This window comes from Pediococcus claussenii ATCC BAA-344, from assembly GCF_000237995.1.
GTDB lineage: Bacteria > Bacillota > Bacilli > Lactobacillales > Lactobacillaceae > Pediococcus > Pediococcus claussenii.
The window spans coordinates 93,030-116,007 of sequence record NC_016605.1; the positions used below are offsets into that span (position 1 = coordinate 93,030).

Consider the following 22,978-nt stretch of genomic DNA (forward strand, 5'->3'; position numbering starts at 1 on the left):
CATATAAAAGTCAAAATGAGTCCAGATTACAGTCCTGGGCTCATTTTTTGTAGAGAAGAGAGTGGAGCAAGCCGTTTAGCCCATCAAGGAAGCTTTGTTGTACAAAGCTAAATATTCATACGCGAACCATTCTTATGGGCGAAAATCGCCTCATAAGAACTGGTTTACTCCGGCATTACAACTGCTGCCACAAAATATAGTAAGATCAACGGTGGGAAGAAAAGTGACGCTGCTGCGTATCCAACCCTCAATAGTGTTGGATCAATTTCATATGTTTCAGCAAAACCGCCGATCACACCCAAGAACATACGATCTGATGACTTTTTAAGTTTTTTATTCATTGTAATTCCCCCTAACGTATGGTGTAGCTATATTATAGCTTAAAAATGGTGGCGCTGTCATAAATTTAAGGTTGTTTACTATATTGTCAAAATGTTAAAATGAAAGCATTGACGCCTTAAATAAATGGAGATTTTAGATTTATGAATAACCAAGAATGGAATAGAGTTGCCAATATTTCCGGAATTATTTCGTTAATCTCGATTCCGCTGTTCCTTTGGCGACTTATGTCTGGATCAATTGGATTTCTTACTATTACATTTTTTTCATTAGTAATTGTCGGTGTGGCTGCGTATCTGGCAATCAAGTTAATTTTAGTCATTCGCAAGTCAACACCGGAGCCATACTCGGTTTCACACTTGGTTTCTGGAACAAGGGAGTTCGTTTATTTCTTTATTTCAATGTTTGCGCTATTGTTGTTTGGAATTGGTTTTGCTTTTTTCAGTTCAAGCGCTGCTGGACGAACCGGTGGTTCACTGTTGATGCTTTATTTCGTAATAGAAGCGGGGTTCAAGGTATATGATGTTCAGAGGCTTACGACCCACCGAACAGCACATATTACACTATCAAGTGACTATAAATTACGATCATTTTCGCGAGCAGAACAGATTGGTTTAGGGATGATGGGATTAGGATTCATTTTAATGTTCTTTATACCAGCATGCTCAGTTATAATCTTTATTGGTGGGGCAATTTTTCTCATCAGACCACTTGCTAAACATATGGTAGGACAGGTTATTGATCAATTGCTATTACTACTGAATTGCGTAATGATTGTGGTTTCAATTTTATTGGTAATTTTTAAATAGAGTGAGAGCAGACATCCAGATGTTTGCTCTTTTTTGCATAGAGGATGGGTTTATGATTGAAATTGGGTTAACAACTTGGGCGGGACATCCAAGTTTATCTGAAAATGGCAAAGAAAAATCGACTTTAACGGAGTATGCTGCTAATTTTCCGCTAGTTGAAGGGGATAATTCTTTTTACGCTACACCTACACTTTCACAAGTTGTAAATTGGCAACATATGGTACCAGAGGAATTTAAATTTATTTTTAAAGCCAACCAATTAATGACATTACATGATAATCCTGATGAAAGTGAACCGTACTTATCAACTGAACGTCGCATGATTTTTACCGATTTTAATAAGGCAATTTATCCGTTAGTGCGTGATAATCAGTTGGAAGCTATTTTATTTCAGTTTCCGCCTTCGTTTCGATGCACTCTTGTAAACATTCAATATTTAATGGAAATTAGACGGATTATGGCGCGAGTTCCAATTGCAGTCGAGTTTAGAAATGTTAGTTGGTTCACTGATGAAGTTAAAAAAGATACTTTAGCATATTTAAAACGTTTGGATTTTATAAATGTAATCGTGGACGAACCTTTTGACGGGAACCAGGGAATGCCGATGATTTCTGAGGTGACAAATTCTAAGTTAGCGATACTTCGTTTACATGGGCACAATCTCGATGGATGGCTGCGACTGGCTGAGGGCAGTTCTCAGGAACGTACAAATTACGATTATTCTGAGGAAGAATTGCAACGAATTGCTGAGATTGTGCGAGAGTTGGATAAAAATGCTGAAAAAGTTGATGTGATTTTTAACAATAATGGTGGTAAAGCTGCTGCTGATAATGCTAAACGACTGCAAGAAATTTTACATCTACACTTTAATGGATTGGGACCGATGCAGATGGATTTGTTTTGATGAGGGGTATCAGCATTAACTAATCGGGCTTTTCCACACTTCCGGTCATAACGTGTTATAAAGCCCAGCCTTCTGCGCTTAACTGCAAATCAAAAACAATGAACAAAAAGCGTTCATTATTTTCGATTTACTGTTAATGCTCAAAGCCTAAACAGGCTTTTCCACACTTCCGGTCATAACGTGCTACAAAGCCCAACTTCCTCCGCTTAACCTGAAACGCCAAGCCGCTGAACAAGTTCAGCAGCCCGTCATTTCCTGTTAATGCTCAGAAGCTAATCGGGCTTTTCCACACTTCCGGTCATAACGTGCTATAAAGCCCAGCCTTCTGTGCTTAACCTCAAAAGAAAAACAATGAACAAGGTCCATTCATTATTTTCCTTTTAAAGTTAATGCTCGAAGCCTAAACAGGCTTTTCCACACTTCCCTGGATATGCTACAATTTACTATAACAATTACGCTTAGAATCGAGGAATTTTTCATGTCATCAGACAATACTTACTACATTACAACGCCGATTTATTATCCATCTGGGAAACTTCACATCGGGAACTCTTACACCACCATCGCAAGTGATGCTGAAGCCCGTTATCAACGTCTTTTGGGGAAAGATGTCTTCTTTCTTACTGGGACCGATGAGCACGGACTAAAAATTGAACAAAAAGCTGACGAGCTTAATATTGAACCACAAGCCTATGTTGATGGCATGGCAGCTGATATTAAAAAGCTTTGGAAACTTCTTGACATTTCAAATGATAAATTTATTCGAACGACTGATGACTACCATGAAAAAGCTGTTCAGAAGATTTTTCAACAATTTTTGGATCAGGGCGACATCTACCTAGGAGAATATGAGGGATGGTACTCGGTTTCTGATGAGGAGTACTTTACAGAATCTCAATTACTCGAAGTTTACCGTGATGAAGATGGTAAAGTGACGGGTGGTAAGGCTCCTTCTGGACATGAAGTTGAACTTGTAAAAGAACAGTCATACTTCTTTAAAATGAGTAAGTACGCGGACTGGTTACTTGATTACTACCAAACCCATCCTAACTTCATTCAACCAGCTACTCGAATGAATGAAATGATTAATAATTTCATAAAGCCTGGTTTGGAAGATCTTGCTGTTACTCGAACTGGTTTTAAATGGGGAGTACCCGTAAAAAGCGATCCTAAGCATATTGTATATGTTTGGGTGGACGCTCTTTCTAACTATATTACTGCGCTCGGTTACGGTAGCGATGATGATGGTAATTTCAAGAAGTTTTGGCCAGCTAATGTTCAAATGGTAGGAAAAGAAATTGTGCGTTTCCACACAATTTATTGGCCAATTATGTTACATGCTCTTGGATTAGAACTTCCCAAACAAATATTTGGACACGGTTGGCTCTTAATGAGAAACGGTAAAATGTCTAAATCAAAGGGCAACGTCATCTATCCCGATACGATTGTTGAAAAATATGGTCTAGATGCGTTACGTTATTACTTATTGAAGTCAATGCCTTACGGAAATGATGGTATTTTCACTCCAGAAGATTTCGTTGATAAGGTTAATTTTGATCTAGCAAACGACCTTGGAAATCTTTTAAATAGAACAGTTGCCATGATTAACCAGTATGAAGGTGGGACGATTCCAACCTTTGTCAGCGGTGTGAATGTAGTCGATGAAGATTTGGAATCAGTTGCAGCAACAACAATCGTGAACTTCAAAAAATTGATGGCTGATTTACACTTTGCTGATGCTTTGTCAGAAATTTGGAAGTTGGTTGCACGTTCTAACAAGTATATCGATGAAACTGAACCATGGGTTTTAGCTAAGAAGGATGATGACGAGTCTAAACGTAAACTGGCAAGTGTGATGAATCATCTGGCTGAAAGTCTGCGTGTGGTTGCGGTATTGTTGCAACCAATTATGACAGAAGCGCCTATTAAGATATTTACACAGTTGGGACTTGAAACTGATGATATGGGATTGAAAGATCTAAGGTTTGGGGTTATTCCAGCTAATACAACGGTTATTGCTAAGGGTACACCAATTTTTCCACGTTTAGATGTTGAAAAAGAGGTTAGTTTCTTACAAGGTCAAATGACTAAGACAGATAAGAAAAAGGGACGTGCCGCGATCCAAGCTGCAAAGGATCAAGCCCAAAGTGAAGAGGGCAAGAAAGAAATTCGAATCGAGGCTTTTGATAAAGTTGAAATGCGGGTGGCTGAGGTACAGGCTGTGGATCACGTTAAAGGTGCCGATAAGTTACTCAAATTCCAGTTGGATGCTGGTGATGAAGAACCAAGGCAAATTTTATCTGGAATTGCAGAATGGTATCCACAACCAGAAGTATTGGTTGGTAAGAAAATCATAATTGTTGCTAATTTGAAGCCACGCAAAATGCGCGGCGAAATGAGTCAGGGTATGATTTTATCGACTGAACATGATGGTAAAGTTACAGTGGTTGAAATTGGTAATGATCATGCAAATGGAAGTGTATTGGGATAGTATGGAAATTTTTGATTCGCATACCCACTTAAATGATGAAGCATTTTGGGGTGCTGAACAGTCGTATATCAAGCATGCCAAAAAATTAGGAGTAACTACAATGGCGCAGGTTGGTTCGAACACTATTCTGAACCAACGCGCTATTCAGCTGGCCGAAAAATATCCTAATACCTATGCGGTTATCGGCTGGCATCCTGAAGATTCTAAAGATTTTCACGATAACGAACGTGAACAACTGTTAAATGATCTGAAAAACGAAAAAGTAGTAGCAATTGGTGAAATCGGTTTAGACTATCACTGGGACACGTCACCACAAAAGGTTCAACGACGCGTTTTTGAAGAGCAGTTAGAGATTGCAAACACGTTAAAGATGCCAGTAGCAATTCATAATCGTGATGCTATGGAAGATACCTATGATATTTTGAAAAGTTCTAACATTAAAGAATTTGGTGGAGTAATGCATAGCTTCAATGGTTCTGTAGAATGGCTTGAAAAGTTTTTAGCATTAGGTATGAATATTTCTTATAGTGGTGTAGCAAGCTTCAAAAAAACGAAAGAACTACATGAGTCTGTGCGACAGACGCCGTTGGATCGTATTATGGTAGAAACCGATGCACCGTATTTGGCGCCTGAGCCCTTGCGTGGGCAACAAAATGAACCGGCATATGCACTATATGTATTGGAAGCGTTGGCTCGTCATCGGGATATGAATCCAGTTGATTTGGCAGATGCAACGTATCAAAATGCATGTCGATTATATAGGATTAAAAATGAAAAAAATTAAAGAAGTTATTGTTGTAGAGGGAAAAGACGATACTAAGAGAATCAATATGGCAGTTAATGCTGACACTATTGAAACACGTGGATCGGCAATTTCCGAAGAGACATTGGAACAAATTGAAGAATTACAGGCAAGTCGGGGCGTAATTGTGTTTACAGATCCCGATTTTTCTGGTGAAAAAATTCGCAAGACAATATCGGCAGCAGTACCCAATGTTAAACACGCGTTCTTGAAGCGAAGCGAAGCGGTACCAGATCATAAGGGCAGTCTTGGAGTTGAGCATGCTTCACCAAAGTCAATTCGAGAAGCGTTGGCACACTTATACACCGAAGATGATGAAAGTGTGGAACAGATTTCAAATAGGGATTTGATTCATGCTGGACTTGTGGCAGGACCAACGGCAAAGCAGCGCCGAATTTTGCTTGGAGAAATTTTGCGAATTGGTTATGTAAATGCAAAACAACTACCAAAGAGGTTACAGCTCTTTCAAGTATCACAGGCTGAATTTCAAAATGCTGTTAGACAAATAGACGGAGAAATAAATGAAAAATCAAATTGATATAGGAAATCCAGTTCGCACACGTGCCATTTTGGAAGAATATGGATTATCTGCTAAAAAAAGCCTTGGGCAGAATTTTTTAACGGATCCTAACGTGTTAATTAATATTGCGATTGCCGCTGGCATTGATAACGAAGACGATGTTATTGAAGTTGGACCTGGGATTGGTGCTCTGACAGAACAGCTGGCAAGACGTGCGCATCAGGTTTTAGCTTTTGAAATCGACCAAAATCTACTTGATGTGTTAGATGATACCCTAGCAGAATATAAAAATGTTACGGTGTTAAATCAAGATGTTTTAAAAGCCAATTTACCAAACGAAATTAGTGAATATTTTGATGGAAAACACCATTTAAAAATGGTGGCTAATTTACCTTACTATATTACAACCCCGATACTGAAGATGTTTATGGCAAGTCCATTGCCAATCGAAAAAATGGTTGTAATGATGCAAAAAGAAGTTGCCGATCGGTTAACAGCAAAGCCAGGAACTAAGGAATATGGCTCATTATCTGTGGTTGTGCAATATCGAATGCATACTGCTGTTGAATTTGACGTGCCAGCCAAAGTTTTTGTTCCCAAACCTAAGGTTGATTCAGCAATTGTAAGTTTAACTCCGCGTGATGATTGGACAATTAAACCGGATGATGAAATTGAGTTCTTTAAAACAGTTCATGGTTGCTTTATGCATCGTCGTAAAAATATTTGGAATAATCTGCAAGGCCTATATGGAAAGGACGCAAGTATAAAGGAAACAATCCAAATGGTCTTGGATGATTTAGAGATTAGCCCGCAAATTCGACCGGAGCGTTTAACGGTGGAGGATTTTATTCGATTAGCCAATCGATTGGGAAAAACAGATATGAAACGTAAATAATTTTCTGGAGTTTAATAAATAAGTGTAAAGGCAAAACATTAAAAACGCAGGTAATAAGAGGAGTAGCATCGATTATTGCTTGCGTTTTAATACATTTTAAAGTTAATTATGGAATGGCATTTAGTTTTGGTGATGACGAATGCTATTGAAAATTGATTTAGTGCTAGCAGTGGTAGCTGAAGAAACTAAAGTTTTAGCGTATTTACCACCTTTTTGATTAATAAACAATATTGATATTGATTATAGGTTGTGTTAAAATTGACGGCTTTGTGAAACTATGATAAAATGTTTCACATGGGAAGGTGAATGCGATGCCAATCACACTAGCAGCAATAAAGGATCAGCTTGACGATAAGATTGGCGAGGAAGTCCTCGTTATCGCCCAAGCGGGTCGCAAGAAAATCACTAAACGGCACGGTCGTCTCCACATGACTTATCCAGCTGTCTTTGTGGTAGATCTTGATCAGGATGAAAACTCATTTGAACGTGTTTCGTATAGTTACACGGATATTTTAACTGAAAATATCAAGATTGATTTTGATGGAACAAGTGAAGCTTAGTTAAGATATTTATGTGGTTTCTAGCCCATAACTATTAATGGACTATTTTTTATAAAAAGAGCTGTAATAAGATAAGATCTTGTTACAGCTCTTTTTACGTCTTCTTATAAAGTTAGTTATTCTGCAGAGTATTAGGCTATTATAATTAATAGTCATTATGTATCTGAGATTATTCAAAATTATTTTATGCTAGTATAACCTTTGAAATAAGTGTGGCACTCACTAGATGGAAAATTCAAAAGGTTTATTTTTTCACAGCGCTGATTTAATGACTACTGGTCTGGGGAAAAAGCTTACTTGATTTATAGAAAATATAAAATGATACCAAAACACTGTGAAAGCTTGAAATAGATGGGCTAGTTATCAGAATCAAAATCTTACCCTCCTAGAGTAGAATATTGATTAACTGATAAGAACGCTTCTTTAATGCCAATTATTGATTCGGTGTGTGAATGGGTGAGAAATTAAACAGATGTTAGGAAAGAAAAATTGGCTATAATTAAGCACCTTTAATGGTATGTTATTCACACGCAACCAGTAATTTAGTATAATCAAGAATAAAATGATGAGATGAAACTGGTGATGAAATGGAGATAACGGAAAAAGCTCCGGCAAAGCTAAATCTTTTTTTAGATACCCCGTTTAATCACCCTGATGGCTTACAGGAATGGAATATGGTCATGACGTCAGTTGATTTAGCTGACTATGTGAAGATTGAGAGCATTGAAGGAAGACCAAGTATAAAGGTTAAAACGAATACTGGTTTTTTACCAAACGATGATCGTAATTTAGCCTTTCAGGCTGCTAAACTATTGCAAGATCAATATCGCATTCGTGCACGGGTTAGAATTGAAATCCGCAAACATATTCCGGTTGCTGCTGGCATGGGTGGTGGATCTTCAGACGCTGCTGCAGTGTTAAGGGGATTGAATCAATTGTGGAATTTAGGCTTAAGTCTGGAAGAACTAGCTAGGATGGGGTTAGGTATTGATTCCGACGTTCCTTTTTGTGTTTATGGACAGACTGCACATGTTGTAGGCAAGGGTGAAAAAGTAATACCTTTAAAAAAATTACCACCGATGTGGATGGTCATAGCTAAACCAAAAATGAGCGTATCGACCCCGTATATTTTAAATAAGTTGAAACATGATCAACTAAAGCACTTCAGAATTGATGATATGCTGCGGGCAATTGATAACAGTGATTATCAAGGTATCTGTGATAATTTAGGTAATGTTTTGGAACAGGTAACGGGTTCAGAATATCCGGAAATTTTAAAAATTAAATCTAGAATGATTAGGTATGGTGCGGATGCTGCTCAAATGAGTGGTACCGGCCCAACTGTTTTTGGTATTTGTTCAAAGTCTACGCGAGCTAAACATCTTGTTAATAGCCTCAACGGATTTTGTCACGAAGTTTATCTAGTGCGGACACTATAGGAGAGAAAATGGCTAGTCGAGAAGATACAAAGCAAAAGATTGTTAACGCATTATTTGATTTATTGGAAAAAAATGATCTTGAGAGCATTTCTGTAAGTAATATTTGTCAACAAGCGTCGGTTTCTAGAATGTCTTACTACCGAATTTTTAAAAACAAGGACCAAATTATAGAGTATGAATTAAATAAAATTTTTGACGAATTTTTTAATTATTTGATGGTGATGCCGATGCATGATATACCAGCATTTTTGGAGGCCTTTTTTACAATTTGTCGTCGGAATTCGCAGTATATTAAGGCTCTGATTGGCGCTGGGTTAAACGAAAAGCTTTATAAAAGTGTCAATGAACATCTTACAGAATTAATTGATAAGGGAATTTTTAAGTTACGAACTGAATTACCTGAATTATGGGTAAGTTTTGTTGCGGGCGGATTAAATCAGATGATTGTTAAATGGATGAACGATGATTTATCAGAGACTAACCAAGAGATGGTCATGGTAGCACGTCGTTTTCTAAAATAGAACGAATGGAACAGACCGCTTAGCTCTTGAGGAATAACAGGTAACCTGAAGAAGCTGGAGCTAGCTCGTCTAGTAAAGTGAACTTTGCTTCACAAAGCTTTAATACTCGTACGCGAACCATTCCTACGGGCGCATAACACCTCGTAGGAACTGGTTTGTGGAATTCGTTTCGACTATAAAAAGGTATAGTACGGGTTACTGACGCGTTTAGTAAGGTGGCTATGCTATATAAAAACACGCAAATAGGATTAAGAACTACGAGTCTAATCATCGCTAACTAGAATACAACTAACCAAACAAAAGACGGTTTATTAAGAGAAATTGGTAGCGCTGTCTTTTGTTTTTTATTATAATGAGATTATTAAAGAAAAGGGCGTGAGTGTCGTGCTGCAGTATAAAAGAATTTTAGTTCCAGTCGATGGTTCACCTAACAGCGAGTTATCCTTAAAAAAGGCAATTGCCACTGCTAAGCGAAATAAGGCACATTTAGACATTGTGGCGGTAATTCAATCGACACGATTTTTAGATATATATGGTCATATGGGAACTAACATGGACTACGTTGAAATATCTCTTTTGAAGGCCAAAGAGTACGTTGATGACTTGAAAGAACAGTTGCGGACTAAATATGATTTTAAAGATGTTAATGTCCGAGTTGAAGCTGGAGATCCCAAATCAATAATTGCAACTGAAATGCCAGACAAGTTCCATTCGGATTTGATCATGATGGGGGCCAACGGATTGAATGCGTTTCAACGTGCGATGCTGGGATCAGTTGCCGACTATGTGATTCGGGTTGCGCGTTGTGATGTTTTACTAGTTAGAACAGATATGGATAATAAGTTAAATTAAGAAAGGGTGGGTAACATGGCTGAAACAGAACTGAATCCAAAGAAATTTTCAAAAATTTTGGTGGGGGTAGATGATTCACCTGATGCCCAAATGGCGTTTAGGTTCGCAATGAACCGTGCTAAGCAAGACGATGCCGAATTGGATCTTGTAACGGTTATTGAAGATGATGATATTAATGTGTACCAGGCTCTAGACAAGAATTTTATTACTGGGAAACGGGAGCAGTCCGAAAAACATTTAGCGCAATACAAACAAATTGCCGAAAAATTTGGAATCAAAAAGGTTCAAACGTACATTGCTGAAGGGGAAGCCGGCGAAACCATCGTCAAAAATGTAATTCCACAGGTAGATCCTGATTTGTTAGTGATTGGTTCCTCTTCACGAACTGGGGTTGCAAGATATTTTGGCTCGCAGGCATCATATATGTCGAAATATGCACCGGTGTCAGTCTTGGTTATAAGATAGGGACATATTAGGTTACTTTAAGGGTAATATGCTGAATGAAAATCCGAACGTGATTGAAACTTTAATGTTAGATTAAACATAAAAGTTTCAATCACGTTCGGATTTTTTTACATAACTGTTAAATGGAGTTTTGCTATAATTTCACAAAATTATAGTTGTACAACACATTCTTCATTTTACTAATCGACCTACCATGGGAACCTTTTTTAACATTCCGGTACCATGTGGTGAAAATTTAATAGCATCACTTAGGTCTTTACCAGCACTGTTACCGTGATGTTGGCCTTCGTTCCACTCTTTAGAGCCAGTTACATCGTAAATTTTACGATTAACTGCGACATATGCCTTATGCCCATTTTGGCCATCAAACTGTTTCAAATCTTCTAATGTAAATTCTTCATTCATTTTAATCGCCACCCTTGCAACTCATTCTATCAAAAAGTAAGAGCCTTTTAAATGAGATCTTGTTCAAAATTTATGAAAGCTTTAAACTAGGTGTATCAAGGAAACGAGGACGGTTTGATGGGAAATCTAACGATATTAATTTCCGTAATATTTATTATTTACTTTATTCGAGAACAATTTGAGTTTGGACGAGTTTCACGAATAGAATTAATCGCCATACCTGCTTTTGCTGCCTATCAGTTTGTTGATAAATATAGGCATTCACATAATGGTATGCCACTTTTGATTGCAATTATTCTTATCTCATTAGTAGTTAGTTGGTATCAAGCAAAAAACACAAGAGTTCGAACAATTGATACTGCTGTTTATTGGTTTAAGCTACCAAATGATGATGAAGATCATCCAATCTATAAAAAGGAAGTAGTAACGCGAGGAGGACGCCATTATTTAGCAGGTTGGGCTCTGATTGTGTTGGCACAATTAATTTTAGAAATCTTTTTTGTACATGAACATTTAACATCAAAGCAAATTGGTTCGCAGATCTTTGGGGAAATGCTTCGAGATTTAGCAGGTGCATTTCGCTTTTCAGATGCTGGGAGTGGGAGTTGGATGATTTGGGCTTTGACTACTTTTTCGTCAGCGGGGTACACAATGTGGCTATTGAGAAAATCACCGGCGCTTCGAGGAGTAATTTTCGGTGGAGATGCAACGCCAAATAAAAAGACAGTTGGTATTAAAGAAGAATAACTAGTCTTTATGTAAAATGTATTATCATTTAAATTATTAAAAATCGTTCTAATTTGGTAATAAGCTGTTTACACCAAATTAGAACGATTTTTATTGATAATGATTTTTAACTTGTACAATTTCGATTTGTTCGTCATAAATTCTAAAGACTATTCTATTAGTCTGATCAATTCTACGACTGTACCATCCAGATAAATTAGAATGTAGCTTTTCAGCTTTCCCAATACCTTGGCTTCCATTTCTTTGAATATCTTTTATAATGTTGTTTATTTTTTTGAGAGTACGTTTATCTTCTTTTTGCCAAGATAGATATTCATCCCAAGCATCAGAGGACCAAAGGATTGGTTTCATTCTTCAATTAATCCTTTTCGCTTGGAATCTCCAGATTCGAGTTGGTTAATAGAATGCTGAAGTTGTTTCTGATTAATTTTGGAATAAAACGGATCTCCCTTTATCTCAAATGGAATTTTACCCTCGTTTGTAACGGCCTTTAAGAACAATGTGATGGCAGTTGTATAATTCAGTCCCATACTGTCTAAAACTTCTTCTGCTTCGCTTTTTAGGTCAGAATCAACACGGATAGAAATAGAATTTTTCTTTTTAACAGGCATTTTATCATCTCCTTGTAGTGCTATTGTAGTGCTATTATATTGCGATGGCAATATATATGCTTAAAAACTAAATTGAATATCAAATTTATTGAACAAAGTCTTCCCTTTTTTAAATAACTAATAATAACTATTAATATCATATTATTTAACATAGTAAGTTACATAATCTAGTTTTTTGTAATGATTCATAGTGTTAACTAAAATTAAATTAGATTGAAGGCTACAAATACCGTGATAATAGTGTTTACAGTGATTGATAGGCGATGTGTTATGAGAATTCTAAAAAGTGATCAAATGGCCAATGAAATCCTATTATAGCAGCCTATATAGTATTTATATATTAAAAAATAGAATAAAAAAAATTGTACGGAGGTTTTGCAAAAAAATATACAAATCTGTAATCTTTGAATATTCCCAAACGAGGAATTATTTTGGAAAGGGGCAATACGAGTGAGTGTATTAAATGCAACAGAAATTATGGAGCTAATTCCAAATCGTTATCCAATTTTATTTATGGATTATGTTGATGAACTAGTTCCTGATGAATCAATTATTGCAACTAAGAATGTAACGATTAACGAAGAATTTTTCCAAGGACATTTTCCTGGGAATCCAGTTATGCCTGGTGTTTTGATTATTGAATCATTGGCACAGGCTGCTTCAATCTTAATTCTTAAATCACCCAACTTCAGTGGAAAAACTGCATACCTTGGAGCAATCAATAATGCCAAGTTTCGTCAAATTGTACGCCCAGGTGATGTTTTAAAACTACACGTTCGAATCACTAAACAAAAACATAACATGGGTGTAGTTGAAACCTTTGCAATGGTCGGTGAAAAGAAAGTTTGTCAGGCAGATTTAACATTTATCGTTAGTCCTAACGCTGAATAGGTGACGCCATGGGGTTAAGAATTGTGCAGGCTGCCAAATCGTTACCGGAAAGAATTGTTACAAATCAGGACTTAGAAAAGTATCTTGATACCAGCGATGAATGGATTACCAAACGTACTGGCATTAAAGAACGACGCATGGTCACAGATGAAACAACTAGTAGTTTATCTACAGAGGTAGCAAAACAACTTATTGAAAAAACTGGAATTGACGTTTCAAACATTGATTTGATCATTGTTGCAACTATGTCACCAGATCTATTGACACCGTCAACGGCTGCAGTAGTGCAAGGCGCAATTGGTGCAACAAACGCAGCGGCATTTGATATTAATGTTGCCTGCTCGGGATTTGTTTATGGGCTGAGTGTGGTAAATAACTTCATGCAAGCCGGAAACGTAAAAAATGCTATTTTGATAGGTGCAGAGACACTTAGCAAATTAACTGACCAGAATGATCGCAGTACAGCGGTTTTGTTTGGAGATGGAGCCGCCGGAGTATTAATTCAAAATGATTCTCAGTCAGAATTGATTGCGAATGAGCTTGAAACATTTGGCGATTTGGGAATGAATCTTACTGCTGGAAAGCTTGGAGTGAAGCCAATTGCAATCAGTGATAAGACGAGTACCGAACCGGGGTTCTACTTTGAAATGAATGGTCGACGCGTTTATGATTTTGCAACCAAGAATGTTACAAAGTCAATTACTAAAGTATTAGATGCGGCACAGATCGAGGCGGATGAAATAGATTATTTCCTACTCCACCAGGCCAATCAAAGAATTGTATCGAGCATAGCAAAAAGATTAGACCTTGATATGGACCGTTTCCCGATCAATATAAATAAATATGGTAATACCGCAGCGGCCAGTGAGCCACTATTATTAGCGGATTTATTGGAACAAAAAAAGATTCAGCGTGGCAATAAGTTAGTATTATCTGGCTTTGGCGGTGGATTAACAATTGGAACTACAATACTAAAATTTTAAAAGCAAAAATATTTCGGAGGATTTTAATTATGACTAAAGAAGAAACATTCGCAAAGGTAAAAGATGTAATCGCAGAACAAATGGACACAGATGCAAGTAAATTAACTATGGAAACAAGTTTTTCTAAGGACTTAGAAGCTGATAGTTTAGATATTTTTGAAGTGATCGATAAGCTGGAAGACGAATTTGATATTGAAATTGAAACCGATGATGACATGGATACAGTTGGCAAGTTGGTTGACTATATTTCAGAAAAGGCTGCTTAGGTATAAGCAGATGAGAGTTGCATACTTATTCAGCGGACAGGGCCAGCAATTTGATGATATGGGAATTGACCTATATCAAAATGAGCCGGCCTTTCGTGAAATTATCGACCAAGCTTCAAATATTTTAGGAATGGATTTTTCAGATTCTCAAGTAATTAATGATCCTAAAAATGTGCAGTTAGCTGTTTCATTAATGAGCTTAGGTACTTTTCAGGTGCTTAACCAGCTGGGACTGAAGGACGTTGCTCACTTGGGTCTTAGTTTGGGTGAGTATGGCGCTTTGATTACTAGTGGTGCGCTTAGCCTTGAACAAGGGTTACGCCTGATTAAAGATCGCGGTCATTATATGGAAGTGGCCGGAGAGAAAAATCCTGGTAAAATGATGGCTGTTTTGAATGCAAGCGATGCTCAAGTTAAATCAGCCATGAAAGCTGCTCAAGAGATTGGACCAGTTTATGTCGCTAACGTTAATACGCCGAAACAAATTGTTGTTGGTGGCGATTTTAGGGCAATGAGTGAGTTTCAAAAAAGTGCAAAGGGAGCTGGCATAAAAAGAGTGGTACCACTAAAAATGACAGTTGCTTCTCATACGCCACTAATGAATGAAGCAAAAGATCAGCTTGAGATAAGGTTGAGAGATGTTGAATTTAGTACACCCGAAATTCCAGTTCTAAGTAATACGACAATGGAACCCTTTGAATTGGATGAAATTAAGGAAACATTGGCAAATCAGCTGATTCAAACAACTCATTTTAGTGAGTGTCTTGGGAAAATAGCAGAATATCAACCCGATTTATTACTTGAAGTTGGGCCAGGTAAGGCATTGACTGGCTTCGTGAAGAAGACATTAAAAGATGTGCCGGTGATGCACGTTGATAGTGTTGAAACTTTGGCAGAAGCACGCAATTTCATAGCACAGAAAAACGAGGACTAAAAATGGATTTAAACCAAAAAGTAGCACTAGTAACCGGTGGTACACGAGGTATTGGACTAGCTACAGTGAGATTATTAGCTGAGCAAGGGACAAAAGTTTATATGACGGCTCGCAGCCAACCTAGTGAAGATCTACAAGCTTACATAGATAATACATCTAATGTGGTATTTGCAAGTATGGATATTGCCGATGCAGACAGTGTACAGCAGGTTGTAAATCAAATTATCGAAACTGACACAGCAATTGATATTTTGGTTAATAACGCGGGTATTACAAAGGATATGTTATTAACTCGGATGAAACTGGAAGATTTTGAACAAGTTGTGAATGTTAATCTTGTTGGAACTTTCAACGTAACGAAGGCAGTTTTAAAAGGAATGCAAAAAAAGCGTCAAGGTGCCATTGTTAATATTTCAAGCATATCTGGTACAAACGGGAATGCGGGACAGGCAAATTATTCAGCTAGCAAGGCGGGAATCATTGGGCTTACAAAAACGACTGCGCGTGAAGGAATTAGACGTAATGTTCGTTGCAACGCAATTGCACCTGGAATGATTGAAACAGATATGACCGATAAATTAAGCGACAAAATTAAAACAAGTATTGAAGAAAGTATTCCGGCACATCGTTTTGGAAAGCCAGAAGAAATCGCACAAACCGTTCAATTCTTGATTGAAAACGAGTTTATTACGGGGCAAACCATTGTTGTTGACGGTGGGATGACTATTTAAGGAGGCAAGATCAGTGGAAAGAAGAGTTGTAGTTACAGGAATGGGCGCAGTTACGCCATTAGGAAATGATGTACCCAGTTTTTTACAAGGTATTCGTGATTCAAAAGTGGGAATTGATAAAATTACTCATTTTGACGCCGAACCAACTGGTATCACAGTAGCGGCCGAAGTTAAGGATTTTGATCCTAAAGATCGAATTGATCGTAAATTGGCTAAACGAATGGATCCATTTTCACAATATGCCATGTATTCAGCGATTGAAGCGTGGGAAAATGCTGCCTTTGATGAAGATGATATTGATCCTGATGAACTTGGAGTTATCTACGGCTCTGGAATTGGAGGATTAACGACGATTCAAGAGCAAGTTACTAAAATGAATGATAAAGGGCCTAAGCGTGTTTCACCATTGTTTGTAACCAACTCGATTACGAATATGGCTGCTGGTAACATTTCAATTCAATTTAATGCTCAAAATACTAGTCAGGCAGTTGTTACAGCATGCTCTAGTGGGGCTAATGCGATTGGAAATGCCTTTGAACACATTAAGTCAGGTAAAGCTGAGGTAATGATTGCTGGTGGAACAGAAGCATCTATTAATGAAATCGGAATCGCAGGATTTGCTGCATTAACAGCTCTTTCTGCAGAACCGGATCCTAAACGAGCTTCAATTCCATTTGATAAAGACCGTAACGGATTTGTTATGGGTGAGGGTGCAGCAACATTGATCTTAGAAGATCTAGAACATGCAAAAAAACGTGGAGCTAACATCATTGCCGAGATTACGGGATACGGAACGACAAGTGATGCATACCATATGACGCAACCTAATCCTGAAGGTAAAGGTGCCGTTAAAGCTATGCAAATGGCAATTCGTGAATCAGATCTAACTCCTGAAGACGTGGATTATATTAACGCTCATGGTACAAGTACAGTTGCTAACGATAAGGCCGAATCAACTGCAATTAAGACTTTATTTGGTAATAACAATCATTACAGTGTAAGTAGTACTAAATCAATGACCGGACATGCTTTAGGTGCGGCGGGTGCCCTTGAAGCCGTTGCCACAATTGGTGCTCTTCAATCGGGAATTTTACCTGAAAATGTTGGGCTTCAAAATGAAGACCCAGATTGTGATGTGCCCTTGGTTAGGGAACCAAATCAAAAAGCCGATGTAAAATTTGCAATCAGTAATTCGTTTGGCTTCGGTGGGCATAACGCTGTGCTTGCATTTAGAAGAGTTGATTAATTTTTAAATTAAATAGCTTAAATGGCGTGACATAAGTCAAGTGATTCCGCTTAAAAACAAACCACATACGATGAATAGACCTCATCATTTGTGATTTGTCCATAATGCTCGTCACTTCCCAGACTTATGTCACGCTCTGATTTAGGAGGGTAGATAGCTTTGAATGATGAACAATTAAATGAATTGTTAACACGTCTTGAAAACTCATCAATTGATGAATTTGAACTTGAACAAGACGATTTTAAACTAAAAATCAAAAAAAATAGTCAAAATGTTATGTCATCTGACGAAACCAGTGTACGACCACAAAAGTTAGAAATTTCAAATAAAAAAGAAGACACAGTTGTGGACGAAGACTTAGTTGAAATTAAGGCACCATTAGTTGGCGTTGTTTATCTATCGCCAGCAGAGGATCAAGATAAGTACGTTGAAGTTGGTTCTAAGATTAAATCTTCGGATACAGTTTGTCTGATTGAAGCAATGAAAATGTTCAATGAGGTGCATGCCGAAATAGACGGAGAAATTGTGGAAGTTCTAGTTACGAACGGAACGATGGTTCAATACGACCAACCCCTATTCAAGGTGCGACCAAACGAGGTTAAATAGATGATTGATATTAAGAAGTTAATTCCACAGAGGCCGCCATTCTTGATGATTGATACTTTGGAAGAGTTGAAGCCAGGTGAGATGGCGAAAGCTAACAAACTTGTAACAATTAACGAGTGGTTTTTTAAATCCGGTAATGTTAAGACAATGACAATGCCAAATACATTGCTGGTTGAGGCTCTGGCACAAACGGGTGCTGCTGCTATTTTATCGGCTCCTGATTTTAAAGGAAAAAATGCTTTCTTTGGTGGAATTCGAAGCGCAGAATTTAGTCGACCTGTAAAGCCGGGCGATCAGCTTAGTTTACAGGTGGAAATGACTAAAATGCGCGGTAAGATCGGCACCGGACACGGTGTTATTAGCAATGGAGAAGAGGTCGTTTGTGAGGCCAATTTAACATTTATTGTTGGATAATGAGGTGGAATTTTGTTTAAAAAGGTATTAGTTGCAAATCGTGGTGAAATTGCGGTGCAGATTATCCGTGCACTTCATGAAATGAAGATCGAGGCTGTTGCAGTTTATTCAGTGGCAGACGAAGATAGTTTGTTCGTTCAAATGGCTGATGAAGCGATTTGTATTGGGGATGCACAGCCACAGAAATCATATTTGAATATGCAGAATATTGTGAGTGCAGCTAACTTGACCGGTTGTGATGCTATTCACCCTGGTTACGGATTTTTATCTGAAAATGCAGAATTTGCGCAACTTTGTGCAGACTGTCAAATTAATTTCATTGGGCCAAGTCCTGAAGTTATTGAGTTAATGGGCAATAAGTCTAAGGCTCGTTCAACTATGAAAGATGCTGGTGTTCCAGTGATCCCAGGAAGTGACGGAATGCTATCTGGGTTAGAGGAAGCAAAGCAAGTTGCCTCTAAAATTGGCTATCCCGTTATGTTAAAAGCTGCTGATGGTGGCGGTGGTAAGGGAATTCGCCGGATTCAGTCCGAAATGGAACTAGAGAAAGCCTTTGTTGATGCAAAGCGTGAAGCTCAGACTTCCTTTGGTAATGCTGATTTATATCTCGAAAAAATTATTGAAGACGCTAAACATATTGAAATGCAGGTAATGGCCGATAAGCACGGAAACGCGATTTATTTACCCGAACGTGATTGCTCATTACAACGATCAAATCAAAAGTTAGTGGAAGAGTCCCCTTGTGTCTTGGTAAATGAGGATGAACGAAGTCAAATGGGAAAGACCGTTATTCAGGCGGTCCATCATTTAAATTATTATAATACTGGTACTTTTGAATTCTTAATGGATAGTGATCATAATTTTTATTTCATGGAAATGAATACTCGCCTACAAGTTGAGCATACAGTAACCGAAGAAGTAACGGGATTAGAATTGATTAAAATGCAAATTCAAGTAGCAAATGGGGATCAACTGGAAGTTACCCAAGATCAAGTAAAGATCGATGGTCACGCAATTGAAGTGCGAATTAACGCGGAAAACCCAGCACAGAATTTTCAACCTTCTCCTGGAATATTAGAAGACCTATTTCTGCCAATCGGAACACTGGGCGTGCGAATTGATTCGGGGGTTAAAAGTAACAGCATCATTCCTCCCTTTTATGATTCAATGATTGCAAAATGCATTGTGCATATGCCATCAAGAAAGCGAGCAACAACGAAAATGGCGCGCCTACTAACAGAGTTAAGTGTAGCAGGAGTTAAAACCAATCAATTTTTCTTACACGATTTAATAGAGGATGCTAAGTTTGAAACGGCGGACTTTAATACTAAGTACGTTGAAGATCATTTTTTGAAGGAGTGGCAAGCAAATGCAAAATAAATTTACAATTCCAACTGCAATGCAAATTAAACAACGTTTAGAAGCCATTCCTTCAGGGATTTGGCAGGAATGCCCTAACTGTCACTCGCGAGTTTATTTTAGAAAACTAAAAAGTTCGCGAGTGTGTCCGGAATGTGGTTATGGATTTAGGATTGGTGCATGGCGCCGTGTTAAGTTAACGTTTGATAAATTTCACGAATGGGATGCGGATTTGGCAACTGATATGACGGGCATCGATGAACGTTATTCACAAAAATTGACATCTGCTAAAAAGAAAACTCGAATTAATGAAAGTGTACTTACAGGTGAGGCAAGCGTAAATAATCAAAAGTTTGCTACCGGCGTAATGGATTCACGTTTCGTAATGGGAAGTCTTGGTAAAGTTACTGGCGAAAAATTAACTCGTATGTTTGAACGTGCCACTGCAGAACGTTTACCTGTTATTTTGTTTACGGCTTCGGGTGGAGCTCGGATGCAAGACGGTATAGACTCATTAATGCAAATGGCAAAAGTTTCAGATGCAGTGGCAAAACATAGCGAAGCGGGATTACTTTACGTGAGCGTGTTGACTGATCCTACAACTGGCGGGGTAACAGCTAGTTTTGCCATGCAGGCTGATGTCATCATTGCGGAGCCACATACACTGATTGGATTTGCTGGACGACGAGTTATAGAACAAACTATTCAGCAAAAACCACCAGTTGATTTTCAAAAAGCCGAGACATTATTAGAAAATGGTTTTTTGGATTCAATTATTGAACGTGAAGATATGAAGCAATATCTTGGGCAACTATTAACTTTTTATGTATAAAAGGAGACTGTTATGTTGAAAAAAACTGCATATGAGACCGTAGTTGCGGCACGGGATGCAAATAAAATTGACACACAGGTACTAATCAATGACCTGTTTAGTGATTTTATGGAATTGCATGGTGATCGTTCAGGAAAGGATGATCCGGCAATTATTAGTGGAGTGGCCAAATTGGGTAATATTCCGGTAACTGTAATTGGTACCCAAAAAGGACGTAATATGAATGAAAATGTTTCACGTCATTTTGGTTGTGTTGAACCAGAAGGGTATCGAAAAGCATTACGCTTGATGAAGCAAAGTGAGAAGTTTAATCGTCCGATTATAACTTTGGTAAATACACCAGGAGCATATCCGGGTGTAGAGGCTGAATATCATGGACAGGGTTCCGCAATTGCCCAATGTATTATGGAGGGAATGCGATTACGGGTTCCGTATTTAAGTGTAATATTTGGAGAAGGCGGAAGCGGTGGTGCGTTAGCGCTAGCAACTGGGGATGAAGTATGGATGTTTGAAAACAGCATTTATTCAATCCTTTCGCCGGAAGGCTACGCAAGTATTATGTGGAAAGATGCTAAAAAAGTGAAAGAAGCATCAGAAGAATTAGGTTTAACACCGGAAGATTTATTGGAAAATGGAACAATAGATCGAATTGTGGACGAAGTGGTAGACCAAAAGTCAGCAGATGCATTACAGAAAAGCTTACTTAAAAAAGTAATGGAATTAAAGGCAATGACGCCAGAAGATTTAGTGTTGAAAAGGGAACAGAGATTTAGAAAGTTCTAAAGGCAAGAGTGCACCTCAACCCGGGTAAGATGTGAGCATTAGCATGACTTACCATTATGACGGGTTTGGTCATGAGGGGTAAGTTGGGCTAAGCGGAAGATCTTGGGTTGATGTGCACGTTTCGGCTATAAGGCAGAGAAAACAATGATGCTATAAAAAGCAGTGACACAATAAAAAGCAAATATCACACTATTAGGAAGAGGAAATGGAATATGGGTACTTTACTTGAAAATAAGAAAATAATTGTCATGGGTGTAGCTAATAAGAATAGTATTGCCTGGGGGTGTGTTGAGGCACTTCAGGAACAAGGCGCTAAAGTTATTCTTACATATCAAAACGATCGCTTACATCGTAGCTTAGAAAAATTGGTAGGGGATGATGTTCCCCTTGTTGAGTGTGATGTTTCAGAAGATGAAAACGTTGAGAAAGCATTTCAACAAATCGAACGTGATTTTGGCAAGATTGATGGAATTATTCATGCTATCGCATTTGCAGACAAAGAGACTCTTGAAGGTGGAGTTTTGAACACCAAAAAAGAAGGATATAACCTTGCCCAAGATGTATCTGCCTATTCTCTTATCTCAGTATCCCGTTACGGATCTCAAATTATGGCCGAAAAAGGCAGCATCGTAACTATGACCTATTTCGGATCAGAACGTGCTGTGCCTAACTATAATATGATGGGTATTGCTAAGGCTGCTTTGGAAGCGAATGTTCGTTACCTTGCATCAGATTTAGGTGAACGTAAAATTCGTGTTAACGCCATTTCAGCTGGGGCAGTTAAAACGCTGGCAGTTACTGGAATCAAACATCACCGTGATTTATTAAAAGAGTCACAGTCAAGAACGGTTGACGGTGAAAGTGTAAGTACGGAAGAGATTGGTAACACTGCGGCATTCTTATTAAGCGATATGTCGACGGGAATTACCGGTGATATTATTTATGTTGATAAGGGAGTTCATTTAATTTAATGTTCGATGTGATTATTAAAACACTTGATTTGGAAAAGGTTGAAATACCAGAGCTTCATTTTAATTTAAATCAACAATCATTTGCTAAAAAATATCAAAATGCGGGTTTAGATCGGAAAAAGCAGTTATGGGCAAGTAGGTATTTGTTAGCAGAGATATTAAATACTTCATTTCAGGCCGTCATAACGGATGGCTTTTTGGGTTATGATCAGTTTCATCGACCGTACATTAGTGAACAAAGCCATTATTCTTTTAATATAAGTCATACTGAAAATACAGTTGTAGTGGTCGTTGGAATGGATGAAGTAGGGGTTGATATTGAGTCGTGGGATCGTGAGATTAATTTAAATAATCCGCGCAAAGTATTTTCACCTGCCGAATTAAATTACGCTAATGATGATAGTAGAATTATTTTAAAACTGTGGACGGTTAAAGAGGCCGTTTTAAAGGCTGCTGGGGTCGGGCTAAGAGTTTCGCCTAATCAGGTTTTGGTAGATTTACAAGCGCACAGTGCTCTATTTCAAGATCAGTGTTTTAATTTGATTGATTTTCAAATTGGAAACCAAATTTGCGGGACAATCGCGCAAAAATTAGGAGATTAA

29 protein-coding genes are annotated in these 22,978 nt (G+C 38.0%); 25 read left to right on the forward strand and 4 right to left on the reverse strand.

All coding sequences use genetic code 11. From position 1 onward, the window contains the following. Window positions 1–164 precede the first annotated feature (164 nt). Window positions 165–341, reverse strand: coding sequence for a PspC domain-containing protein (locus PECL_RS00410; protein WP_014214614.1), 177 nt, complete (start codon window positions 339–341; stop codon window positions 165–167). 141 nt (window positions 342–482) lie between these two features. Here PECL_RS00410 and PECL_RS00415 point away from each other — a divergent pair, with 141 nt between their 5' ends. From PECL_RS00415 to PECL_RS00465, 11 genes are all read left to right on the forward strand, one after another. Next, the gene (locus PECL_RS00415) at window positions 483–1,148 is read left to right on the forward strand and encodes a hypothetical protein (protein WP_014214615.1); all 666 of its coding nucleotides are present in this window, start codon (window positions 483–485) and stop codon (window positions 1,146–1,148) included. Between the two features lie 52 nt (window positions 1,149–1,200). Beyond that, the gene (locus PECL_RS00420) at window positions 1,201–2,052 is read left to right on the forward strand and encodes a DUF72 domain-containing protein (protein WP_014214616.1); all 852 of its coding nucleotides are present in this window, start codon (window positions 1,201–1,203) and stop codon (window positions 2,050–2,052) included. A 478-nt stretch (window positions 2,053–2,530) separates the two neighbouring features. Next, a complete protein-coding gene (metG, locus tag PECL_RS00425; protein ID WP_014214617.1) occupies window positions 2,531–4,543 on the forward strand; it encodes a methionine--tRNA ligase in 2,013 nt (670 codons plus the stop codon). Window position 4,544: 1 nt separating this feature from the next. Further along, window positions 4,545–5,327 carry a TatD family hydrolase gene (locus PECL_RS00430; protein ID WP_014214618.1) on the forward strand — a complete coding sequence of 261 codons (783 nt, stop codon included), beginning with the start codon at window positions 4,545–4,547 and terminating at the stop codon, window positions 5,325–5,327. Next, window positions 5,314–5,883 (forward strand): ribonuclease M5, encoded by a 570-nt coding sequence (rnmV, locus tag PECL_RS00435; protein ID WP_014214619.1) that lies wholly within the window; start codon window positions 5,314–5,316, stop codon window positions 5,881–5,883. The genes PECL_RS00430 and rnmV overlap by 14 nt, the downstream gene beginning before the upstream one ends. Further along, complete coding sequence (rsmA, locus tag PECL_RS00440; protein WP_014214620.1) at window positions 5,867–6,760, forward strand: 16S rRNA (adenine(1518)-N(6)/adenine(1519)-N(6))-dimethyltransferase RsmA; 894 nt, start codon at window positions 5,867–5,869, stop codon at window positions 6,758–6,760. The genes rnmV and rsmA overlap by 17 nt, the downstream gene beginning before the upstream one ends. A 311-nt stretch (window positions 6,761–7,071) precedes the next feature. Beyond that, the gene (locus tag PECL_RS00445; protein ID WP_014214621.1) at window positions 7,072–7,320 is read left to right on the forward strand and encodes a Veg family protein; all 249 of its coding nucleotides are present in this window, start codon (window positions 7,072–7,074) and stop codon (window positions 7,318–7,320) included. 587 nt (window positions 7,321–7,907) lie between these two features. Beyond that, window positions 7,908–8,759: a 4-(cytidine 5'-diphospho)-2-C-methyl-D-erythritol kinase gene (gene ispE / locus PECL_RS00450; protein WP_014214622.1), complete on the forward strand. Its 852-nt coding sequence runs from the start codon at window positions 7,908–7,910 to the stop codon at window positions 8,757–8,759. Between the two features lie 8 nt (window positions 8,760–8,767). After that, entirely contained in the window at window positions 8,768–9,280 is a 513-nt protein-coding gene (locus PECL_RS00455; protein ID WP_014214623.1) for a TetR/AcrR family transcriptional regulator, read from the forward strand. 384 nt (window positions 9,281–9,664) lie between these two features. Beyond that, the gene (locus tag PECL_RS00460) at window positions 9,665–10,132 is read left to right on the forward strand and encodes a universal stress protein (protein WP_014214624.1); all 468 of its coding nucleotides are present in this window, start codon (window positions 9,665–9,667) and stop codon (window positions 10,130–10,132) included. A gap of 15 nt (window positions 10,133–10,147) precedes the next feature. After that, complete coding sequence (locus PECL_RS00465) at window positions 10,148–10,597, forward strand: universal stress protein (RefSeq protein ID WP_014214625.1); 450 nt, start codon at window positions 10,148–10,150, stop codon at window positions 10,595–10,597. Between the two features lie 171 nt (window positions 10,598–10,768). On the opposite strand, the gene PECL_RS00470 is transcribed toward PECL_RS00465, so the two are convergent. Then, window positions 10,769–11,002, reverse strand: coding sequence for a cytochrome b5 domain-containing protein (locus tag PECL_RS00470; protein ID WP_014214626.1), 234 nt, complete (start codon window positions 11,000–11,002; stop codon window positions 10,769–10,771). A gap of 117 nt (window positions 11,003–11,119) precedes the next feature. Here PECL_RS00470 and PECL_RS00475 point away from each other — a divergent pair, with 117 nt between their 5' ends. Then, window positions 11,120–11,749 carry a hypothetical protein gene (locus PECL_RS00475; protein WP_014214627.1) on the forward strand — a complete coding sequence of 210 codons (630 nt, stop codon included), beginning with the start codon at window positions 11,120–11,122 and terminating at the stop codon, window positions 11,747–11,749. 90 nt (window positions 11,750–11,839) lie between these two features. Here the strand turns inward: PECL_RS00475 and PECL_RS00480 are convergent, their stop codons facing one another. Further along, on the reverse strand, window positions 11,840–12,100 hold the full coding sequence (locus tag PECL_RS00480) for a Txe/YoeB family addiction module toxin (protein WP_014214628.1): 261 nt from the start codon (window positions 12,098–12,100) through the stop codon (window positions 11,840–11,842). After that, on the reverse strand, window positions 12,097–12,360 hold the full coding sequence (locus PECL_RS00485) for a type II toxin-antitoxin system RelB/DinJ family antitoxin (RefSeq protein ID WP_014214629.1): 264 nt from the start codon (window positions 12,358–12,360) through the stop codon (window positions 12,097–12,099). Before PECL_RS00485 ends, PECL_RS00480 begins: the two co-directional genes overlap by 4 nt. A 450-nt stretch (window positions 12,361–12,810) precedes the next feature. Here PECL_RS00485 and fabZ (PECL_RS00490) point away from each other — a divergent pair, with 450 nt between their 5' ends. The 13 genes from fabZ (PECL_RS00490) to PECL_RS09665 all read left to right on the forward strand — a co-directional run bounded on the left by fabZ (PECL_RS00490) (window position 12,811) and on the right by PECL_RS09665 (window position 22,978). Continuing rightward, entirely contained in the window at window positions 12,811–13,251 is a 441-nt protein-coding gene (gene fabZ, locus PECL_RS00490) for a 3-hydroxyacyl-ACP dehydratase FabZ (RefSeq protein ID WP_014214630.1), read from the forward strand. An 8-nt stretch (window positions 13,252–13,259) separates the two neighbouring features. Beyond that, entirely contained in the window at window positions 13,260–14,234 is a 975-nt protein-coding gene (locus PECL_RS00495) for a beta-ketoacyl-ACP synthase III (RefSeq protein WP_014214631.1), read from the forward strand. A 29-nt stretch (window positions 14,235–14,263) separates the two neighbouring features. Further along, entirely contained in the window at window positions 14,264–14,500 is a 237-nt protein-coding gene (locus tag PECL_RS00500; protein WP_014214632.1) for an acyl carrier protein, read from the forward strand. A gap of 10 nt (window positions 14,501–14,510) precedes the next feature. Beyond that, complete coding sequence (locus PECL_RS00505; protein WP_014214633.1) at window positions 14,511–15,434, forward strand: ACP S-malonyltransferase; 924 nt, start codon at window positions 14,511–14,513, stop codon at window positions 15,432–15,434. Between the two features lie 2 nt (window positions 15,435–15,436). Continuing rightward, window positions 15,437–16,165, forward strand: coding sequence for a 3-oxoacyl-[acyl-carrier-protein] reductase (gene fabG / locus PECL_RS00510; RefSeq protein WP_014214634.1), 729 nt, complete (start codon window positions 15,437–15,439; stop codon window positions 16,163–16,165). Between the two features lie 13 nt (window positions 16,166–16,178). Next, the gene (fabF, locus tag PECL_RS00515) at window positions 16,179–17,411 is read left to right on the forward strand and encodes a beta-ketoacyl-ACP synthase II (protein ID WP_014214635.1); all 1,233 of its coding nucleotides are present in this window, start codon (window positions 16,179–16,181) and stop codon (window positions 17,409–17,411) included. A gap of 159 nt (window positions 17,412–17,570) precedes the next feature. Beyond that, a complete protein-coding gene (locus PECL_RS00520) occupies window positions 17,571–18,017 on the forward strand; it encodes an acetyl-CoA carboxylase biotin carboxyl carrier protein (protein ID WP_014214636.1) in 447 nt (148 codons plus the stop codon). After that, entirely contained in the window at window positions 18,018–18,431 is a 414-nt protein-coding gene (fabZ, locus tag PECL_RS00525) for a 3-hydroxyacyl-ACP dehydratase FabZ (protein WP_014214637.1), read from the forward strand. A gap of 12 nt (window positions 18,432–18,443) precedes the next feature. Beyond that, window positions 18,444–19,811 carry an acetyl-CoA carboxylase biotin carboxylase subunit gene (gene accC / locus PECL_RS00530; protein WP_014214638.1) on the forward strand — a complete coding sequence of 456 codons (1,368 nt, stop codon included), beginning with the start codon at window positions 18,444–18,446 and terminating at the stop codon, window positions 19,809–19,811. Next, complete coding sequence (locus PECL_RS00535; RefSeq protein ID WP_014214639.1) at window positions 19,801–20,622, forward strand: acetyl-CoA carboxylase carboxyltransferase subunit beta; 822 nt, start codon at window positions 19,801–19,803, stop codon at window positions 20,620–20,622. Before accC ends, PECL_RS00535 begins: the two co-directional genes overlap by 11 nt. A 12-nt stretch (window positions 20,623–20,634) precedes the next feature. Continuing rightward, window positions 20,635–21,405 (forward strand): carboxyltransferase subunit alpha, encoded by a 771-nt coding sequence (gene accA / locus PECL_RS00540; protein ID WP_014214640.1) that lies wholly within the window; start codon window positions 20,635–20,637, stop codon window positions 21,403–21,405. 212 nt (window positions 21,406–21,617) lie between these two features. Further along, a complete protein-coding gene (gene fabI / locus PECL_RS00545; RefSeq protein ID WP_014214641.1) occupies window positions 21,618–22,376 on the forward strand; it encodes an enoyl-ACP reductase FabI in 759 nt (252 codons plus the stop codon). After that, the gene (locus PECL_RS09665) at window positions 22,376–22,978 is read left to right on the forward strand and encodes a 4'-phosphopantetheinyl transferase family protein (RefSeq protein ID WP_014214642.1); all 603 of its coding nucleotides are present in this window, start codon (window positions 22,376–22,378) and stop codon (window positions 22,976–22,978) included. The genes fabI and PECL_RS09665 overlap by 1 nt, the downstream gene beginning before the upstream one ends.